Origin of the sequence: Streptomyces sp. NPDC058231, from assembly GCF_042882275.1 — a bacterium.
GTDB lineage: Bacteria > Actinomycetota > Actinomycetes > Streptomycetales > Streptomycetaceae > Streptomyces.
This window is the reverse complement of the sequence record NZ_JBHVWN010000051.1, coordinates 1-16,121: the sequence shown is the minus strand read 5'-3', so window position 1 is coordinate 16,121 and position 16,121 is coordinate 1. Positions and strand designations below refer to the sequence as shown.

Here is a 16,121-nt window from a genome sequence, read left to right as displayed (position 1 = left end):
CAGCGCGGTGCGGGTCTGTCAAACGAACGGTGTAACCAGGGTGGTTGGGGTTACTGACGAGCTGCGGAGAGGCGGCCGTCGAAGGTGATGTCGAAGGCGTTCAGGGCGGTCTTCCAGCGCATGGTCCAGCGGGCCTGGCCCTTGCTGTCGGCGTACTCGCCTATGTGCAGAGGTGCGTACGGATGAACGTGCAGAGCAAGTAGCCGCCCGCTGCGCTCATCGCCATGCGAGAGGATGGGGCGGTGGACCTTCGTTACTTCAATCAGACCGGCTGGACCGCGATCTTCAATGGCACCGAGACCGAGATCGGCCGCATGGTGCGGGTGGAGGCATGGGACCCGGCAACTGGGACGGCGCTTGTCGTCGACCCGAAGCGAGGCGCCATGCGTCCCGTCACGGAATACGAGGACTTCTCCCACCTTGAGAAGGCCGACCAGGTCGTAGCCGCAGTTCCTGGTGGTGGGTGGCGGGCCCACTGGAAAGACGAGGGCCCGGGGAACGGCCCGCTCACGGAACAGGTACTCGCGTGGCTGATCACCTCGCAGGGCCGGGCAACAGCCATCACGATGGACGCTCACGGGCATGTTGACGATGCCGACAGTGCCGACGCCTTCATCCCGCCGGGCGAGGAACTGGGCCAGGATTGAACTCCCGGATCAGGCGACTTCCGTCTCGCGCTCGATGGCCTTGAGGCGGTTCTTCAGCCGGTAGCTGGGACCGTTGATGGCGACGACTTCGCAGTGGTGCAGGAGGCGGTCGAGGATGGCGGTGGCGAGGACTTCGTCGCCGAAGACCTGGCCCCATTCATCTGGGGCTGGCATTTGTTCCCCGCGGGGAGTCTGCCCTGCCACCTGGCCATAGACGGGTTCTGGGCGTCTCTTTGATTGTCTCGCTGACAGCACGCTTTTGAAGGCACTACCTTCATTCATCAGGTGTAAGGAAGGTGTGCCCGATGGAGGAGTCGCGTCTACGGGTGATCGAGGGTCGAGCGGTCCCTAACCTGCCCGGGACCCGCGGGAGTTCCAGACGTTGGCCACCCAGCCCAAGGCCCGTCAGCGTCGGCTGACCGTGTTGCGGCAGTTCTCCGCTTCGTCCGCTCCGGCAGAGTCATCCTCGTCGACCCCACCCGGGGTCTGAAGGCGAAGGGCCCGTCAGGGTTGAGCGGAGCCACGGTCGCCGTCGACCAGCAGCGTCGGTTGTTCCGCCGCTGGCCACCAGCATCGACGCCCACCCCCACGAGGTCCTGCTCGGCATGTTGGCCCTCCTTCACGCAGCCTCCAGCAGCGAGGTGAGCCACCTGCGCGTCGACGACTTCGATCCGATCAACAGGACCATCCACCTGGGTAAACGCCCGCATCCGGTGCTGCTGGACCCGGACAGCTGGTCGGTCTTGCCATGCTGCCGGGCCCACCGCGAGAGCCACCGCACCGACAACCCCCACGTGATCGTCACCAAAATCACCAAATTCGGCCGGGCAGCGGCCTCGACCGCCTATGTCAGTCACATCCTGGACCCCTGCGGTGTTCCCGCCCCGGACGCTGCGGTGCACCCGCCTGGCCGAGCTGGTGAACACCTGAACACCCTCGACCCTAGACTCGTCGCCGTGACCTTCGGCATGGACCCCGAGGGCGTCATGATCTACCTCACCGACCACGTCGATCCAGGCCGCTTGCCCGAGCCGAATGCACCATAATGTCGGCGCCGGTCGACCTACTGAGGTTCCATGTGCGATGCCGATCTCCGTTGGGGTGCTGGGAGGTGCTGGCACCCGGAAATCAATTCGGTTGTCGGAATCATACAGTTGCCCGATCATGGAGCGATGAGCGAGACGTCTCCCCGGCAGGGCCTGGGTCTGGGTCTGGATGCACTATCGGCCCTTTGGGAAGAGCGATGGCCCGCCCTGCCGGAGGGTCGTCAGATGCGGCATGTCCACCCCGACCGGTGGGTGCGCTTCCATAGCCTCCCCGGGTCAAAGCGGTACCCCGAAAGCGACAGCGAGTACGCAATCATGCTTGATCGTCATCACACCGTGTTGAACGAGTTGGGGCCGAGAGACCCCGAGCTGTATGTGGTCACCCGGGAATGGAACGGGGATGCCGAACCCATCGCACGCATGCCCCAACTGCGGCAGGTCGACCCGGATGCCCGGCACTGGGGCAGCCATGTCCACGATGATGATTTCCCGGATTACATCGTCTACGAGCACGAATACGTCAGCGTCCGCCCCCGTAGCAGGCAGGCACTGGACCCGCTGCTGAGGCTGGTCGCTGATGAGGTTATCGCGGGCGTCACGCTGGCACCGCTCGATCTTCGCTGGCTGTACCACCCGTATGACGGAGGCGGGGATGTATTTGCCCCCAGCGCCAGCGTCACTGCCCTCAAGGCAGCACATCCCGACTGGCTCTCCACCCACCCGAGCGGCATGTGAGGCTGCTTCTCCGACGTATGGCGAGAGCGGACACCGAGGCAAGTAGGGCGATCATTTCCCCCGCGCCGAGTTCGAGGCCTTCAGGACCGCTTGGCAGGCCGACCAACCATCCGAGACGGCTTGAGTACAGCCGAACCTGTCGAATTTCGGCGCCGCCTCGCACAGGTTCGCCGGAACATGTGCGCTTTGCTGAAGGTCTTGTTCGAGGTCAGGATGATGGAGCCCTTTTCGTAGCGCTTGGAGATGACCTGGAAGACCAGGTTCGCCTCGGCGCGTTCGAGGGGCTGGTAGCCGACTTCATCGACCACGAGAACGCTCGGCCGCAGGTAGGAACCCAGTTTGCTGGTCAGACGTCCGGCTGCCTCGGCTGCTTTGAGGTTGCGGACCATGTCGTCGAGGCTGGTGAAGTAGATCGAGTAGCCGGCCCGGCAGGCCGCGACAGCCAGCGCGATCGCGATGTGGGTCTTGCCGACGCCGGGCGGCCCCAGCAGGGCGGCATTGGCCTTTGCTTCGACGAAGGACAGGGTGGCCAGGTCTTTGATCTTGCGCGGGTCGAGCTCGGGCTGGAACGAGAAGTCGTACTCATCGATCGTTTTGTGGTGCGGCAGCCGGGAGAGCCGCAGGCCCTGGCGGAAGCGGCGGTCGTCGCGGACGGCGAGTTCCTCGGAGAGGACCAGGTCGAGGAAGTCGAGGTAGCCCATCTTCCCCTCGTCCGCCCGCCGCGTGTACTCGTTGATGGTTTCCGCCAGGTGGGGCAGGCCGAGCTTGGCCGCCGTGGTGCGGATGCGGTTGCCGGTCAGCTCGCTCAAGACGATTCCTTCGTCGCTCGGTTACTGGTGAAAGGGCGGGTCCCGGTCAGTTCGTCATAGACCGACAACGGTCGGCGGCCGACCTCGACGCGGGTGGCCGCAGCCCGGTTGAGGAGGGCTTGCAGCGGTCCGCTCTCCTCACCCGGGGGGCGTTCGTGACGCGGCCGGGGCAAGGCGTCGCCGGTGGTGGTCCGGCGTCCTTTGCCGGTGGGCAGGCCGTCCCAGTGCTGTTCTTCGACGACGCGGACCCCGCGTCCCACTGCCCGTGGATGCATGGCAAGCAGCGTCTCGCCGCTGGCGTCGGCAATGGTGGAATGCAGCATGACATGCGACTTCGTGGCCCTGATCTCCACCAGCTGACGCGGTCGGACCTTGCGGGCGGGGACTGAGTAGAGGTTCCCGCCGAAGGCGACCAGGCAGTCTTTGCCGACCGGCCGCAGATGACGTTCGGCCACCAGATACGGAGTGGGTGGCAACGGCTTGAGAGCCGCGTGGTCACGAGCTGCCCGCTCACCGATGACCTGCTGGTGAGTCCGGTGCGTCTGGGTTCGTCGTTTCGGTACCCATGCGGTGAAGGCGGCGTCCATCTCCTCGATGCAGGAGAAGGCCCGGCCCGAGAGAACGTGGTCGCGGACGATCAGGACCTGGCGTTCGACGCGGCCCTTGCCCTGGGGCCGGTAGGCGGCCAGCACATCAATGTCGAAGTCGTAGTGGCCGGCGAACCCGACCGCCTCCGGATGCAGTGGAACCGCCTCACCCGGGGCAACGTGACGGCGCACGACCGTCTTGGTGCGGTCGTAGACGATCGTCATCGGGACCCCGTTGAAGTGCGCGAATGCCCGCCGATGGCAGTCGAAAAACGTCTGCAGGTCCAGGCTGGTGGTGAAGCAGCAGAACGGATCACGCGAGTACGACAGCACCATGTGGAAGGAGTAGACCTTCGGGATGCCCAAGTGGGCCAGGAGCTTGCCCTCATCGCCCCAGTCCACCTGAGCCTGAGCACCCGGGATCACCTCGAACCTGCGATGCATCCCCGCCAGTTCCCGCGGGGTGATCCCCAGTTCCTCCGCGATCCTCGGGCGGGCTTCCTGCACGTAGAGCTTGACCCGCTGGTAGTTCCCGGTGAACCCGTACTCCTTGGCCAGCCGCTCGTGAATCACTGCGGCCTTCATCAGGATCTCCGCCCGCAGTATCGCGTCGATCAGCGGAGCGACCTCGTCGACCACCCGCTTGCGGGGCTGACCACTCGCCATCCGGCGCGGAGGCGCAGACGAGTCGGCAGACAGGTACTTGCTGACCGTCCGCCAGTTCAGCCCGGTCTCCTTGGCGACCTCCGACAGGCTCATCGCCCCGGACTCCACCAAACCGCGAAAACGCCGGAGCTCGAGCCAGCGCTGCGGGTCCAGGACCATGGCCCACCCCTCTCTGCGACCTTCGACAACAGGCAGCAGCGTGCCGGGGGCCGGCACTCAGCACATCAAGAACTCTGCACGTTCATCCGTACGCGGCTATGTGCGTTCACGTGTACGCCGACAATTGCTCTACATTCCGTAGCCGCAAGTCACTTATGTAGCCAGGACACGCGGGGGGAAACGTATATGCCAGAGACGCAAGTCCTGCGTGCATACCGGTTCGCCCTGGACCCCACAGATGCCGAGCGAGCCGAGCTGGGCCGCTATGCCGGCGCCTGTCGGTGGGCCTACAACTACGCACTGGCGAAGAAGGCCGAGTCACACCGGGCCTGGGTGGCCCGCCGGGCCCGCTACCTCGACGCGGGGCTGAGCGAGGCCGAGGCGAAGTCCCGGATCAAGGCCGACGGCGCCGAGCTCACCGACCGCATCAAGGTGTGGGACCACCACCGCAAGTCCCTCATGGCCACCACCCCCGGCAAACAGCACCCGGCCATCTTCCAGGCCCCGGCAGGGCAGGAGGCACTGGACCGTCGGCTGGCCGCGGCCCGCGCGGACGCCGTCGCCACCGGGCGCGAAAGCCTGCTGCTCACCGAGGCCCGCACCACGGTCAACAGCCTGAAAGCCGAAGCGTTCAGGGCTGGATTCCGCACCCCCTCCGCCATGGACACCACCGCGTTGTGGCGCATGGACCGCGACCGGCCCGCAGAGGAGGGTGGCAGCCCGTGGTGGGGCGAGGTCAACGTCTACTGCTTCACCTCAGGCTTCGACCGCGCGCAGACCGCCTGGAAGAACTGGCTGAAGTCGCTCTCCGGCCGTCGCGCCGCCGGACGGCGTGCCGGCTTTCCCCGGTTCAAGAAGAAGAACCGTGCGGCAGAATCGTTCGCTCTCTATCACGACGTGAAGCGGCCGATCATCCGGCTGGACGGCTACCGGCGCCTGGTGATGCCGGGCCTCGGCAGCATCCGCATCCACAACACGGGCAAGACGCTCGCGCGGCTCGTCGACCGGGGCCGGGCCCTCATCCAGTCCGTGACCGTCATCCGAGGCGGTCACCGCTGGTATGCCTGCGTGCTCGCCAAGGTGCGACAAGACATCCCCCTGCTCTGGGAACACATCGACGAAGACGGCACCCGTACCCCGTACCCGACCCGCGCCCAGGCCGAGAAGGCCGCCGAACGCGTCGGCCGCGTCAAGCAGATCGGCCGCCCGACCGCCCGCCAACGCACCGGCGGGCCCGTCGGCGTCGCCCTCGGCTCCCGCTACCTCGCCCTGTCCAGACCCCTCCACCCGGGCGACCCCACCTCCACACTGGTGGAACACCCGCGGCCGCTCACGGACCACATGGCCAAGCTGACGAAGACACAGCGCGCACTGGCCCGCACGGCCAAGGGATCGCGACGGCGAGCGAAGAGCACAGCCCGACTCGCCCGCGTACATCACCAGATCGCGGTCCGACGCGCATCGTTCCTGCACGGTGTCTCCAAGAAACTCGCCACCGGGTTCACGCATGTGGCGATCGAAGACCTCGACCTCATCTCTCTCACCGCCTCGGCCAAGGGCACCCCCGGGAAGCCCGGCAAGAACGTGAAGGCCAAGGTCCTGTTCAACCGGCACCTCCTGGATGCCGGTCTGGGCGAGCTGCGCAGGCAACTCGCCTACAAAACCGTCTGGTACGGCTCGCAGCTTGTCGTTCTGGACAAGGCCGAACCGACCGCCTATACCTGCGGGAAGTGCGGGGAGCGAAACCCAAGCTCCGCCCCTTCCAGCAGAGGGTTCTACTGCTCGTCGTGCGGTGGCGTTCTACACCGTCACGAGAACAGCACCGCGAACGTCGTGCACGCGGCACGCGGGCAGCTCACGCCGGTCGCCTCCGATAGGGGGGAGACCTTAAACGCTCGCGGAGCTTCCGTAAGCCCTGGCTCCCGCAAGGGTTCCGGGCAGGGGGCGTTGAAGCGAGAAGACACCGGCTGACGCCGGTGTCACCCCCGGGGAGTGATTCCCGGGCGTCCCGTACCCGACCCGCCGCGACGGCTACTGCGATGTGCCGGTTTTATGTCAGTGGAATGGTGTCAGTGATGGCACGTCAGGTGTGGGGGGTTTGTGCTGGTGGTGGCGGGGTTGGGGGATCGGGTCACTGACATGGGGTGGTACATGGGGGTCATGTTGCTGACACGGAGCGGTACATCCCTTTGTGCTCCGCTGTCATGGGAACGGCACTTCTGATCCTTGAGTGGCTGCGTGGCGGCATCGTGGGCTGGCATGGAGGACGGTGGTGTTGTTGGTGCGGGTGGCGGATTGCCTGTGGCGTCGCGGGTGGCACTGCGTGGTCCGGCGGTTCGGCGGCTGCTTGCGCTGCGGGTGGGGGGTGAGCTGACTGCAGGCCATGTCCGGGTGGCTGCGGTAGCGCTGGGGGTGGCGGAGCGCACGGTGTGGCGGTGGCTGGCTGCCGCTGCTGAGAGCGATGAGGCTGCGGCTGCCGCTCCGGCGGACCGTGGCCGGGCCGGTGTGAGGTTCACGATCACCCCGGAGGTGCGCGGTCTGCTGGCGTTGTGGAAGGGGAACGTACGGGCGGTCCACCGGGAATTGACGGTCCGGGCGGCCCACCAGTCCCCGCCGGACCGCGGGCCGTCGCTGACAACGTTGCATCGGGCGATTCGGCGGGATCTGACGCCGGGGGAGCGGGCCGGGCTCGTGGGAGGGGAGCGGGCGGCACGTAAGCACGATGTGTTCCTGGCCCGGCCGCGGGGCTGGCGTAACCAGGTGTGGGAGACCGACCACGTGCAGGCCCCTGTCCTGGTCGATGTGGAGGGTACGGCCCGCCGGCCGTGGATCACCTGGTTCACCGACTGCGCCACCAACGCGATCACCGGGGTGGCGGTCACGCCGGTGTATCCCTCGCGGGAGTCGGTGCTGGCCGCGCTGCGCTCCGCGGTCCTGCGCGAGGACCCTTACGGCCCCTTCGGCGGTCTGCCGGAGAAGGTACGGGTCGACCGAGGCAAGGACTTCCTGTCCAAAACAGTGACCGCCGCGTTCGATGTCCTGGATGTGAGCGTGGAGGACCTGCCCGCTTACACACCCCACCTCAAGGGCACCGTGGAGGGCCTGAATCGGGCGGTGGAGAGCATGTTCCTGGCCGCGCTGCCCGGCTACGCCCGCCAGCCGCGCCCCGGCAAACGGGCCTCCCGCCCGAAAGACGAGGTGCTGCTCACCTTCGAGGACTTCACCGCCCGGCTGCTGTCCTGGACGCTGTGGTGGAACACCGAGCACCACCCCGCACCATTGCGGGGTAAGACTCCGCTTGAGGCGTGGCAGGACGATCCCACCCCGCTGCGGGACGTGCCGGCCGCGGATCTGTGGACGTTCACCCTGGAGGACGCCGGCACCCGCATGCTGACCACCCGCGGCGTCCGCTTCCGCAGGCGCGACTTTGTGGGTGCGTGGATGACCGGTAAGGCCGGGATCCAGGTCCGGGTCCGTTTCATGCCCCACCACGACCACCGCATCGAGGTCTACCACGCAGTCACCGGCATCTACCTCGGCCCCGCGGACCTGGCTGATCAGGCCACCGACGAACAGATCAGCGCCGTACGCACCGCGCGGGCCGCCCGTACCCGCCGTCTGAAGAAGGACCTGGAGGCTTCCCAGCGTGAGCGCTACGCCGCCGCCACCCAGGCGGAGGCCCCGCAGCGGCTCGGCGCACTGACCACCGCGCAGGCCGGGGCCGAACTCGCCCGGGCCGCCGACACCGACCTGTCGGACCTGGCGCTGCCGGACCTCATCCCGCTAGCCGCGCCGCCGGCCGGGTGGCGCACTCCTGCTTCCCTGACCGCGCTGACCACATCAGGCCAGCCCGTCCCGCTCCCGTCCGGCAGCGATGAGGAAACCGCCCCGGACCGCCGCGACGGGCGGGCCGCACCTCCCACCACCGACGAAGACGGAGACGGAGACGCCTTGTGACCGCGGCCACCTACCAGTACGTCGACCTGCCCGATGCGTCCGTGGTCACCACCCGCGCCCTGCTCACCGCCCGGGAGAGCATCACCGACACTGTCGCCGCGCGGGCCATGATGTGTATCCATGGCGGGGCCGGCTTCGGCAAGACTCTCGCGGTCAACACCTGCCTGCGCGAGCTCGAACCTGGCGAGGACGTCCGCCGGGTCACCTTCCGGGCCCGGCCCACCGCCCGCGCGGTGCGCTACGAACTGTTCACCGCCCTCGACCTGGCCGGCGAGCCACCACGTCATCCCAGCGAGTTCGACCGCCTGCTGAAAACCGCTCTGGCCGAACGCCCCCGTACCTTCCTCGTCGACGAGGCCCAGTGGCTCAACGGGGAAGCGTTCGAATACTTCCGCTACCTCTGGGACGAACCCTCAACCCGGCTCGCGATCATCTTCGTCGGCGGCGAGGGCTGCCACACCGTGCTGCGTCGCGAACCGATGCTCTCCTCCCGCATCTTCATCTGGCAGCACTTCACCCGCCTCACCCCCAGCGAGGTCCTCGACGTCATCCCCCTGTTCCACCCTGTCTGGGCCGACGCCGAGCCCGCCGACATCGTCTTCGCCGACCAGCATGCCGCGCACGGCAACTTCCGCGCCTGGGCCCAGCTGACCGCCCACACCCGCACCGCTCTGGCACGCACCGGCCGCCCCCGCGTCGACCAAGAACTGCTGCGCTGGGCTTTCAGCCGCCTCGCCTGACCACACCGCCCATGCCTCCCACCCCGCCGCTGTCACCCATCGCTGTGGTCATCGACGGCCATGACGACGTGCTCCACACGCACACCGCCCTGGCCGCCCACCATCCGCCGTCCGGCCGGATCACCCTGCACCCCGGCCCGGGTACTACCAGCAATACCGGCCTCGCCCACGACCTTCTCGCCGCACTCGGCAAACCGCCCCTGCTCCCGGGGCGTTTCCCAGGCGGCCGTCAGCCCGCCTGGGAAGCCGCCACGGCCTGGATGATCGCCCTGCCCGTGAGCCGGCTGACCGTCCTGCGCGCGCACCGCCTCACCGCCCGCCGTGCGATGCGCCTCCTGCAGCTACAGGCCCTCACCGGTGTCCACCTGACCTTGGTCTGCCACCGCCCTCACCTTCCCGCCGCTCTGCACCAGGCCCTGCAGACGGCCGACTACTCCGTCACCACCGACTTCGAGGCAGCCCGCCGCCACTACTACGGCACGCCTATCACCGAACCGGCGCCGACAGAGGAGCCCGCCGGGCCGGCTGGCCGGTGGCTCACCCTGCCCGCACTGGACCGCCTCGTCTCCTACGACAGCCCCCGCCCCTGCGCCGGAGTGTGTACCCCGCCCTCGATCATCTTCCGGCACCGCCCACCGCCCGTGCCTCTCACCGCGCGCACCGCCCAGCGAGTCGCCCACCGGCTGCATACGGCGACCGCTCATCCCCGCCTGGCCGCCGCCCTCGCCGCCGCCCTGTTCACCGGCGCCTCCCTCCAGCAACTCGCTACCGCACGCCCTCGCGACTACGACCCTGCCGCGGCCACGCTCGCCCTGCACGACCGCGCCCGCTACACCGACGGCTGCGCCGCCTACCCCGTACCGCCCTGGACGGGCGTCTTCCTGCGGGCCGCGGCCTGCTTCAGCCGGCACGTATCCGGCGAAGACCAGGAACTGCTCGTCGCGCCAGGCGACCGTACGCACCTGCTGCGCGTGGCGGAGACGGCCAGGCTGCGCCCGCCACAGCCGCCCGCAGCCCGCCGCAAAGGCCCGGTCAGCCGTGTGGAGTGGGACTGGCGCGAGCGGCAGGAAGCCGAGAGGTACGAAGCGATGCCGACCAGGCGTGCCAGGCCCTCGCGACGCTGAACCCCCTGACGCGGTCGCTCGAAGAGGCAGGCTCAGTCGATCGAGAATTCGGCGAACTCGATGTTGCTGAAGGTGATGTGCAGACCGTGGGCGCGCCGGCCCCACTCGCGAAAGTAGGAGTGCCCCAGCGCGCGGGCCAAGATCACCGTCTGCTGCTGCTCGCCAGCGTCGGCATCCCGAGCGGCGAACAGTTCCCGGGCTACCTCTCCCGGCAGGTCCTGGGTGATCCATCGCACCCGCGGATCGTCCGAGGACCCTGCCGGCGCGGCGAAACCGAATCGTGCCTGGGTATGGAAGACGAAGCCCTCCGCCTCTGCCCGGGCACGCCGACGGGCCCGTACCCGCGGCTGCCACCGAGCCAGGACCGCTTCCTCGATTGCCTGGACATGCCGCGGACCCGGCGGACGACGTGCTCCAGACTTCTTTGTCACCCACCGCTGCACGGTGCGCTGTGAAACGCCCAGAAGGCGTGCCACCTTCCTCGTGGAGCCCTTCTCGGACCTCATAAGGAAACGCAATGCCGAGGCGCCCGTAGGTGCCGGGCGTGTCAGCAGCGCCCGCTCAATTCCGTCACTGATCTCCCCCACGACTCTCCCCGGCGCTTGACCCCTATGGCTATCTGAGCTGCCATACCTCCCACAGACGCGGCCACCCGCGATCGAGATCCGCCGTACAGGGCGCACGATGGGCAAACCTGGGTTATAGACGCCGAACGGGAGACAGAGATGGTGACGGACAGAGGGTTCGAGAGCGCCCCGGTTCGGCCTGCCGATTGTCAGTGCTGCGTGGGCGTCTTTGGTACGCAACAGGGCAACGAGCGGAGGGCTGAGGTGCATGCCATGGCTGTGCGTGCACCCACTGCGCGAGTGCCGTCAGCCCGCACTGGAATGCCTGCTGCGCCTTGCTCGGGCTCTTCCGTCGCGTGGCCGCCCGCAGGGGCAGGAGACGGCGACTGGTCGGGCTTGATGCCCAGCACGGTCAGCCGCTCCTGCTGCTCGGGCAGGAGCCGCGCCCAGGTGCCCGGCCGCTTCTGCTGCTGCAGTCACAGTTCGATGTCCTCGCCGTCCATGAGGACGCCGGGTGTGATGCTGGGCAGCTGGCCGTCGGCATCGGCCAGGTCGGCGAGGACGCGGTGGTGGCGTTGCCAGTCCAGTGGCCATGGGCAGTTCCAGCCCGGGTCGATCGCGGTGAGCTGCGCCGCGCGCTCCGCCGCCCGCTCCGGGTCCTGTGCTGCCCACTTCAATCCGAGGTCGACGAGGGGCCTTGACTCTGGAATCCTGCTGATGCCTCTACGCCGCTGCGCCTCCGAGGATCCTCAGTGAGTACCTCTCGTATGTGCGGTGCAGAACCATCCTCACCGGGCCTGAGACCAACACTCCGCTGACAACGTACTCTTGTTCGATTCCCGTCTTGGTCACCTGCTTCTCGTACAGGGAGTCGGTCTCCTTCTTCGCCCGGTCGAGCCACGAGGACGCCTTGTCATGGTTGATTCCGGCGACGTCGAGACCTGTGCAGGAAGCCAGGAACTCGAAATCGCCTGGTTCCTTCGTACCCGCGCGGCACAGCAGGGAGGACATGTTCTTGTGATCGGCGTAGCCGGCCGACACGGTCATCCCGTTCTTGCCGCGCCCGTGAACGTACGTCCTCATTTTCCCGTCGGGCATCTCCTGCTCGACGGGCTTTTCGAGTCGGAGCTTCCAGTCCTTCGCCAGTTCGGTGAGGAAATCGTTCCCGGTGTATCCCGTGGCCATCGTCCTTTCTGGGCTAAGTGTGGCCTGTTTGTCGCTGGTCACCGCATGCTTGGGCAGATCGGAGGCCTGCGGCAGGGTCTGTGTTGCGGACGGCTCGGGACGAGGTGCCACTGTCCTCGGCGCTGGTGGCGATGCCACGCCGGGGCTGTCCTGGCCACAGGAGGCGGTTCCCACCGCGCCGGCGACGAGAGTTATCAGTACGACGGGAACGCGGAGGGCAACCCGTGTCCCGAGCCACTGTCCACCCGAACGCGCCCTCTGGATCTGGGGTATCACCGAGAGCCCACTCCTGCCGGGAACTTGAAGCCGTCCTGGACGACAGCCGCCAGCATTCCGGATACGGCCATGATTCTCTTGCGTACTTCTCTCATGTGCACATGCTCTCCGAGGGTGATGTCTGCCGATGCGGAAGCGACTTGCTATTGAAACCAGCACCGGACGCTACACGGCCCACTCCACCCCGAGCTTCCGTAGTGCGTCGAGTTGTTCGGCGGTGAGCCTGTCCCGCCTGGACTTGGTGTTGCTGTACCAGATGCCGAGCTTGGTCTCGCTTCCGTCGGGCAAGGCCTCCACCGCCTTCCGGGGTACCGGTCGGCCCACGCCTTCCCGCTCCACCCATTGCGTCAGGGCTGTCAGGCCGCGTTGGAACGCTTGCTGTGCCTTGTTCGGGCCCTTCGCCGCGCGGCTGGCTGCCGGGGCGGGGGACGGCACCTCAAACGGCTGCACACCCAGTGCGGTCAGTCGTTCCTGCTGCTGGGTCGACAGTTGTGCCCAGGTGCCCGGCTGTTTCTGCCGTTGGAGCCATCGTCCGATGTCGTCGCTGTCGAAGAGGACGCCGGGTGCGATGTCGGGCAGGATGCCGCCGGCCTCGGTGTCGGCTAGGTCGGCGAGGATTCGATGGTGGCGTTGCCAGTCCAGTGGCCAGGGGCAGTTCCAGTCCGGGTCGATCGCGGCGAGTTGGTGGGCGCGCTCCTGCGCTCGCTTTGGGTCTTTTCCGAGGCCGCCTTTGCGGCGGAGGTTGGCCATGTGTTGTCCGATGGGGGCCAGGCCCTCGGCTTCGCTCTCGCCCCACACCGCGTCCTGACGCGGCGCGAGGTGCCCGGTCGCCCGCCGGTAGGACCGGAGCGCGGCGAGCTTGTTCTCCCACGCTTCCTCGCCCGGCTCCCAGACCATCCCGGCCTCCGGCGCGTCCAGCAGGGTCTTGCGCCGCTCTTCCGACTCTCTGGCTCGCAGGGCTTTGCGCTGCTGGTGCACCCAGCGTCCGAGGGGGAAGTCCTTCGTGACGCCGACTTCGGTCTCCACGTCGTACGGGACGGCGTGCAGTCCGGTGATCTCGTTCTCCGCCCGCCAGCGCAGCAGGGCCTGGTAGCCCTCCAGCCACACCAGGGACTCGGGCCGGTAGACCCGGGTGCGCAGGAACGCCGCGATGGTGGCGGCGTCGCGTGGGCTGGAGAAGTGGAGCAGGGCGGCTTCGGCGGCGGCCTGTGTGTCGTCGTCCTTCTGGTCCCCGCCGTCGCCCTCGCCGCTGGCACCGATGATCTGCCCATTCTCATCACGCTGCACGTGCACCTGGCGCTTCCCGCTGGTGAGCGCGCGGGAGGCGAGCTGCTCGACGAGTCGTTCATCGTGCGAGCGGAGGCCTTGGAGCACAGCGACCAGCCCGGCATACGAGGCGGAGGCGACCATGTCGGTCGGGTCTTCGCGGGCCTGGAGGAAGACCGGCACGATGATCCGCGCGACCTTGGTGGAGCCGTCCTTGTTGAGTCGGAGCGCGCGGCCGATGTTCTGGACGATCTCTACCTGTGAGCCGCGGGTGTCGGCGAAGCAGATCGCTTCGACTCCGCGTTCGCCGGTGATGTCGACGCCTTCGCCGAGTACGCGGCAGCTGGCGAGGAACGCGCGGTGGACCCGGCGCTCGGCTGCGTTGATGCCGTTGGCGAACTGGTGTAGGATCTCGCGGCGTTCGGAGACGAGGTGGTCGCCGCACAGCCACGCCGACCACACCCGGTCCGGCGGGACGTGCCGGCCGGCCTCCAGTTCGTAGAACTCCGCGTCGATCGAGGACTTCGGCAGCTTGTCCGCGGCGGCTAGGTCGTCGTCGGACGCGTCGTTGACGTACAGCTCGGCAGCGGTCTTCGGCAGCTTCTCCGCGAACGCGGCGGCTTCTTCGACCTTCTGGTGGAACGTCATGACCGTACGGAGGTTGTACGCGGCGGCGTGCTCCAGGAGCGCGGTCTGCAGGAGCGCCAGGCGCCGGCCGCGCCGGGCCTCTTCCGACTCCCCGAGGACGGGGGAGGGGTCGCGGATCTCCAGCACGTCGATCTCGAATCCGGCGAGGATCTCACGCTCGATCGCCTCGCTCAGACCGAGTTCTGCGAGCCACGCGCCGTACGTGCCGTCAGGGTCGTCGGCCATCGACGCGATCTCCGCTTCCTGGCCGTCCGCGCCCTTCTGAGGCCGGGCCGCGGCGAGGATGCGCGGGGTCGCGGTCAGGTAGAGCCGGAAGTCCGCCGGGATGCGGGCGTTGTCGTGGATCGCTGCCCACGGACGCCCAAGATCACCAGCGGTTCCGTGGGCCTCATCCACGATCGCGAGGTCGAAGCCGTCCATGCGCTGGCCGTACAGGCGCTCGCCGCCTGCCAGGGCGGCCTCCAGCGGCCCGCGCACCTTCTGCTGGCCCAATGGGGCGTCGATGTCCTCGCGGTCGACGAGGGAGGCGTACGTGGCGAGCACGACGACGGGTCCATGGCCGGCCCACAGGGCGAGTTGGATCGGGTTCGTGGTGGTCCGTACCCCGAGCTGCTCCAGGACGGCGTCCTTCTCCAGGGAGCACACCGCGACCATGGGCGTGTTGTGGCCGACCCGGCGCCACGCCTGGGCGGTTTGCACGAGGAGGTCGAGGGTGGGCACCGTGACGAGGATCCGGCCGCCGCGGAAGCACTCCAGGGCGGCGGATGCGGCAGTGATCGTCTTCCCGGAGCCGGTCGCTGACACGACGGTGGCACGGGCACCCCCGGCGGGCACTGTGTTACGTGCGGGAAATCCCACCCACTTGCGGATACGTGCATTCGCGTCCACCTGGTGTTCTCGAAGTTGCACAGACGCCATAGCGAACCTTTCCGTGTCTAAACGAGGTGGGTGGAGCGAGTTGCTGAAGCCGGAATGAGAAGTTGAAAGATCTGCCCGTATGATCCCGGCCATGATCCGTCCTGTCTCAGGGCCTCCTACGTGGAAGCACCTCCTCAGCTCCCTCGCGCTGGTCTCCGCTATCACGGCCGGCTGGTACGCGCTCCAGCCGGTCTACCCCGACTGCGTAATCTTCTCCGGCAGATATGTCCCCGATGACGGAAAGACGGTGTCTGACACCGAGCTGGCAAAGCGTGCCTTCCGGGAAGCAATCGATTCAGGGCAGTGCGAACCCGCGCGTGCACGATGGAGAACCTGGGTTCAATAACCCCTCCGGGTGTGCCCCGCTTCTACCAATGTTACATGTGCATCATCTCCGACGTATTCGCCATTCTGGAACTTAACACGAACGAGCAACCCCCCTCCCTGTAGCCAGCCAATCCCGCGCAGCGGGCTCCAGGTCCGGAGGCGAAGCCGGAAGGACCCCAGGGTGGGGGAGCGCAGCGGACACACCCTCAGACATGCACGAAGTGCACGTCAAATCCCTTACAGAGCACCCCGACCAGCGGCCCCTTCTGGTGGAGTGTCATGGGCCGGCCCTCTCAACTCCAGGAGCGAAGCGGAGGGAGTTGGCCCGGCGCAGCCGGGCACACTGCGCGAAGCGCAGACTCCGTGAAACGGAGTCAACTCTGGCGCGAAGCGCCAGAGTTCGCACCCCGCGAAGCGGGGTGCTCCCCCCCGCGCGAAGCGCGGGGGTTCGCTTGCACATCGCGC

13 protein-coding genes and 1 pseudogene are annotated in these 16,121 nt (G+C 67.7%); 7 read left to right on the top strand and 7 right to left on the bottom strand.

Annotated elements, in window-relative coordinates:
- Positions 1 to 242: 242 nt before the first annotated feature.
- Complete coding sequence (locus ACFVXE_RS27740; RefSeq protein WP_389675139.1) at positions 243 to 647, top strand: hypothetical protein; 405 nt, start codon at positions 243 to 245, stop codon at positions 645 to 647.
- Between the two features lie 9 nt (positions 648 to 656).
- Here ACFVXE_RS27740 and ACFVXE_RS27735 read toward each other — a convergent pair.
- Positions 657 to 806, bottom strand: a pseudogene (locus ACFVXE_RS27735) (ATP-binding protein); the annotation flags it as partial.
- A gap of 446 nt (positions 807 to 1,252) precedes the next feature.
- Here ACFVXE_RS27735 and ACFVXE_RS27730 point away from each other — a divergent pair.
- Together ACFVXE_RS27730 and ACFVXE_RS27725 are read left to right on the top strand one after the other, a co-directional pair.
- Entirely contained in the window at positions 1,253 to 1,693 is a 441-nt protein-coding gene (locus ACFVXE_RS27730) for a hypothetical protein (RefSeq protein ID WP_389675138.1), read from the top strand.
- A 126-nt stretch (positions 1,694 to 1,819) separates the two neighbouring features.
- A complete protein-coding gene (locus ACFVXE_RS27725) occupies positions 1,820 to 2,428 on the top strand; it encodes a hypothetical protein (RefSeq protein WP_389675136.1) in 609 nt (202 codons plus the stop codon).
- A gap of 80 nt (positions 2,429 to 2,508) precedes the next feature.
- Here ACFVXE_RS27725 and istB read toward each other — a convergent pair whose 3' ends face one another.
- Positions 2,509 to 3,237, bottom strand: a complete 729-nt coding sequence (gene istB / locus ACFVXE_RS27720) for an IS21-like element helper ATPase IstB (RefSeq protein ID WP_389675134.1) — start codon at positions 3,235 to 3,237, stop codon at positions 2,509 to 2,511.
- Complete coding sequence (gene istA / locus ACFVXE_RS27715) at positions 3,234 to 4,649, bottom strand: IS21 family transposase (protein WP_389675133.1); 1,416 nt, start codon at positions 4,647 to 4,649, stop codon at positions 3,234 to 3,236. The genes istB and istA overlap by 4 nt, the downstream gene beginning before the upstream one ends.
- Positions 4,650 to 4,835: 186 nt before the next feature.
- On the opposite strand from istA, the gene ACFVXE_RS27710 reads away from it, so the two are divergent.
- From ACFVXE_RS27710 to ACFVXE_RS27695, 4 genes are all read left to right on the top strand, one after another.
- Complete coding sequence (locus ACFVXE_RS27710) at positions 4,836 to 6,620, top strand: RNA-guided endonuclease InsQ/TnpB family protein (RefSeq protein ID WP_389675132.1); 1,785 nt, start codon at positions 4,836 to 4,838, stop codon at positions 6,618 to 6,620.
- Positions 6,621 to 6,908: 288 nt separating this feature from the next.
- Positions 6,909 to 8,606, top strand: a complete 1,698-nt coding sequence (locus tag ACFVXE_RS27705; RefSeq protein WP_389675131.1) for a Mu transposase C-terminal domain-containing protein — start codon at positions 6,909 to 6,911, stop codon at positions 8,604 to 8,606.
- Positions 8,603 to 9,346, top strand: coding sequence for an AAA family ATPase (locus ACFVXE_RS27700; protein WP_389675129.1), 744 nt, complete (start codon positions 8,603 to 8,605; stop codon positions 9,344 to 9,346). The genes ACFVXE_RS27705 and ACFVXE_RS27700 overlap by 4 nt, the downstream gene beginning before the upstream one ends.
- 11 nt (positions 9,347 to 9,357) lie before the next feature.
- Complete coding sequence (locus tag ACFVXE_RS27695) at positions 9,358 to 10,470, top strand: hypothetical protein (protein ID WP_389675128.1); 1,113 nt, start codon at positions 9,358 to 9,360, stop codon at positions 10,468 to 10,470.
- Positions 10,471 to 10,502: 32 nt separating this feature from the next.
- Here the strand turns inward: ACFVXE_RS27695 and tpg are convergent, their stop codons facing one another.
- The 4 genes from tpg to ACFVXE_RS27675 all read right to left on the bottom strand — a co-directional run bounded on the left by tpg (position 10,503) and on the right by ACFVXE_RS27675 (position 15,329).
- Positions 10,503 to 11,306, bottom strand: a complete 804-nt coding sequence (tpg, locus tag ACFVXE_RS27690; RefSeq protein ID WP_389675126.1) for a telomere-protecting terminal protein Tpg — start codon at positions 11,304 to 11,306, stop codon at positions 10,503 to 10,505.
- Positions 11,307 to 11,512: 206 nt separating this feature from the next.
- Entirely contained in the window at positions 11,513 to 11,713 is a 201-nt protein-coding gene (locus ACFVXE_RS27685) for a hypothetical protein (protein WP_389675124.1), read from the bottom strand.
- Between the two features lie 46 nt (positions 11,714 to 11,759).
- On the bottom strand, positions 11,760 to 12,221 hold the full coding sequence (locus tag ACFVXE_RS27680) for a hypothetical protein (RefSeq protein ID WP_389675122.1): 462 nt from the start codon (positions 12,219 to 12,221) through the stop codon (positions 11,760 to 11,762).
- A gap of 441 nt (positions 12,222 to 12,662) precedes the next feature.
- Positions 12,663 to 15,329, bottom strand: a complete 2,667-nt coding sequence (locus ACFVXE_RS27675) for a Helicase associated domain protein (RefSeq protein WP_389675120.1) — start codon at positions 15,327 to 15,329, stop codon at positions 12,663 to 12,665.
- Between the last annotated feature and the right edge of the window lie 792 nt (positions 15,330 to 16,121).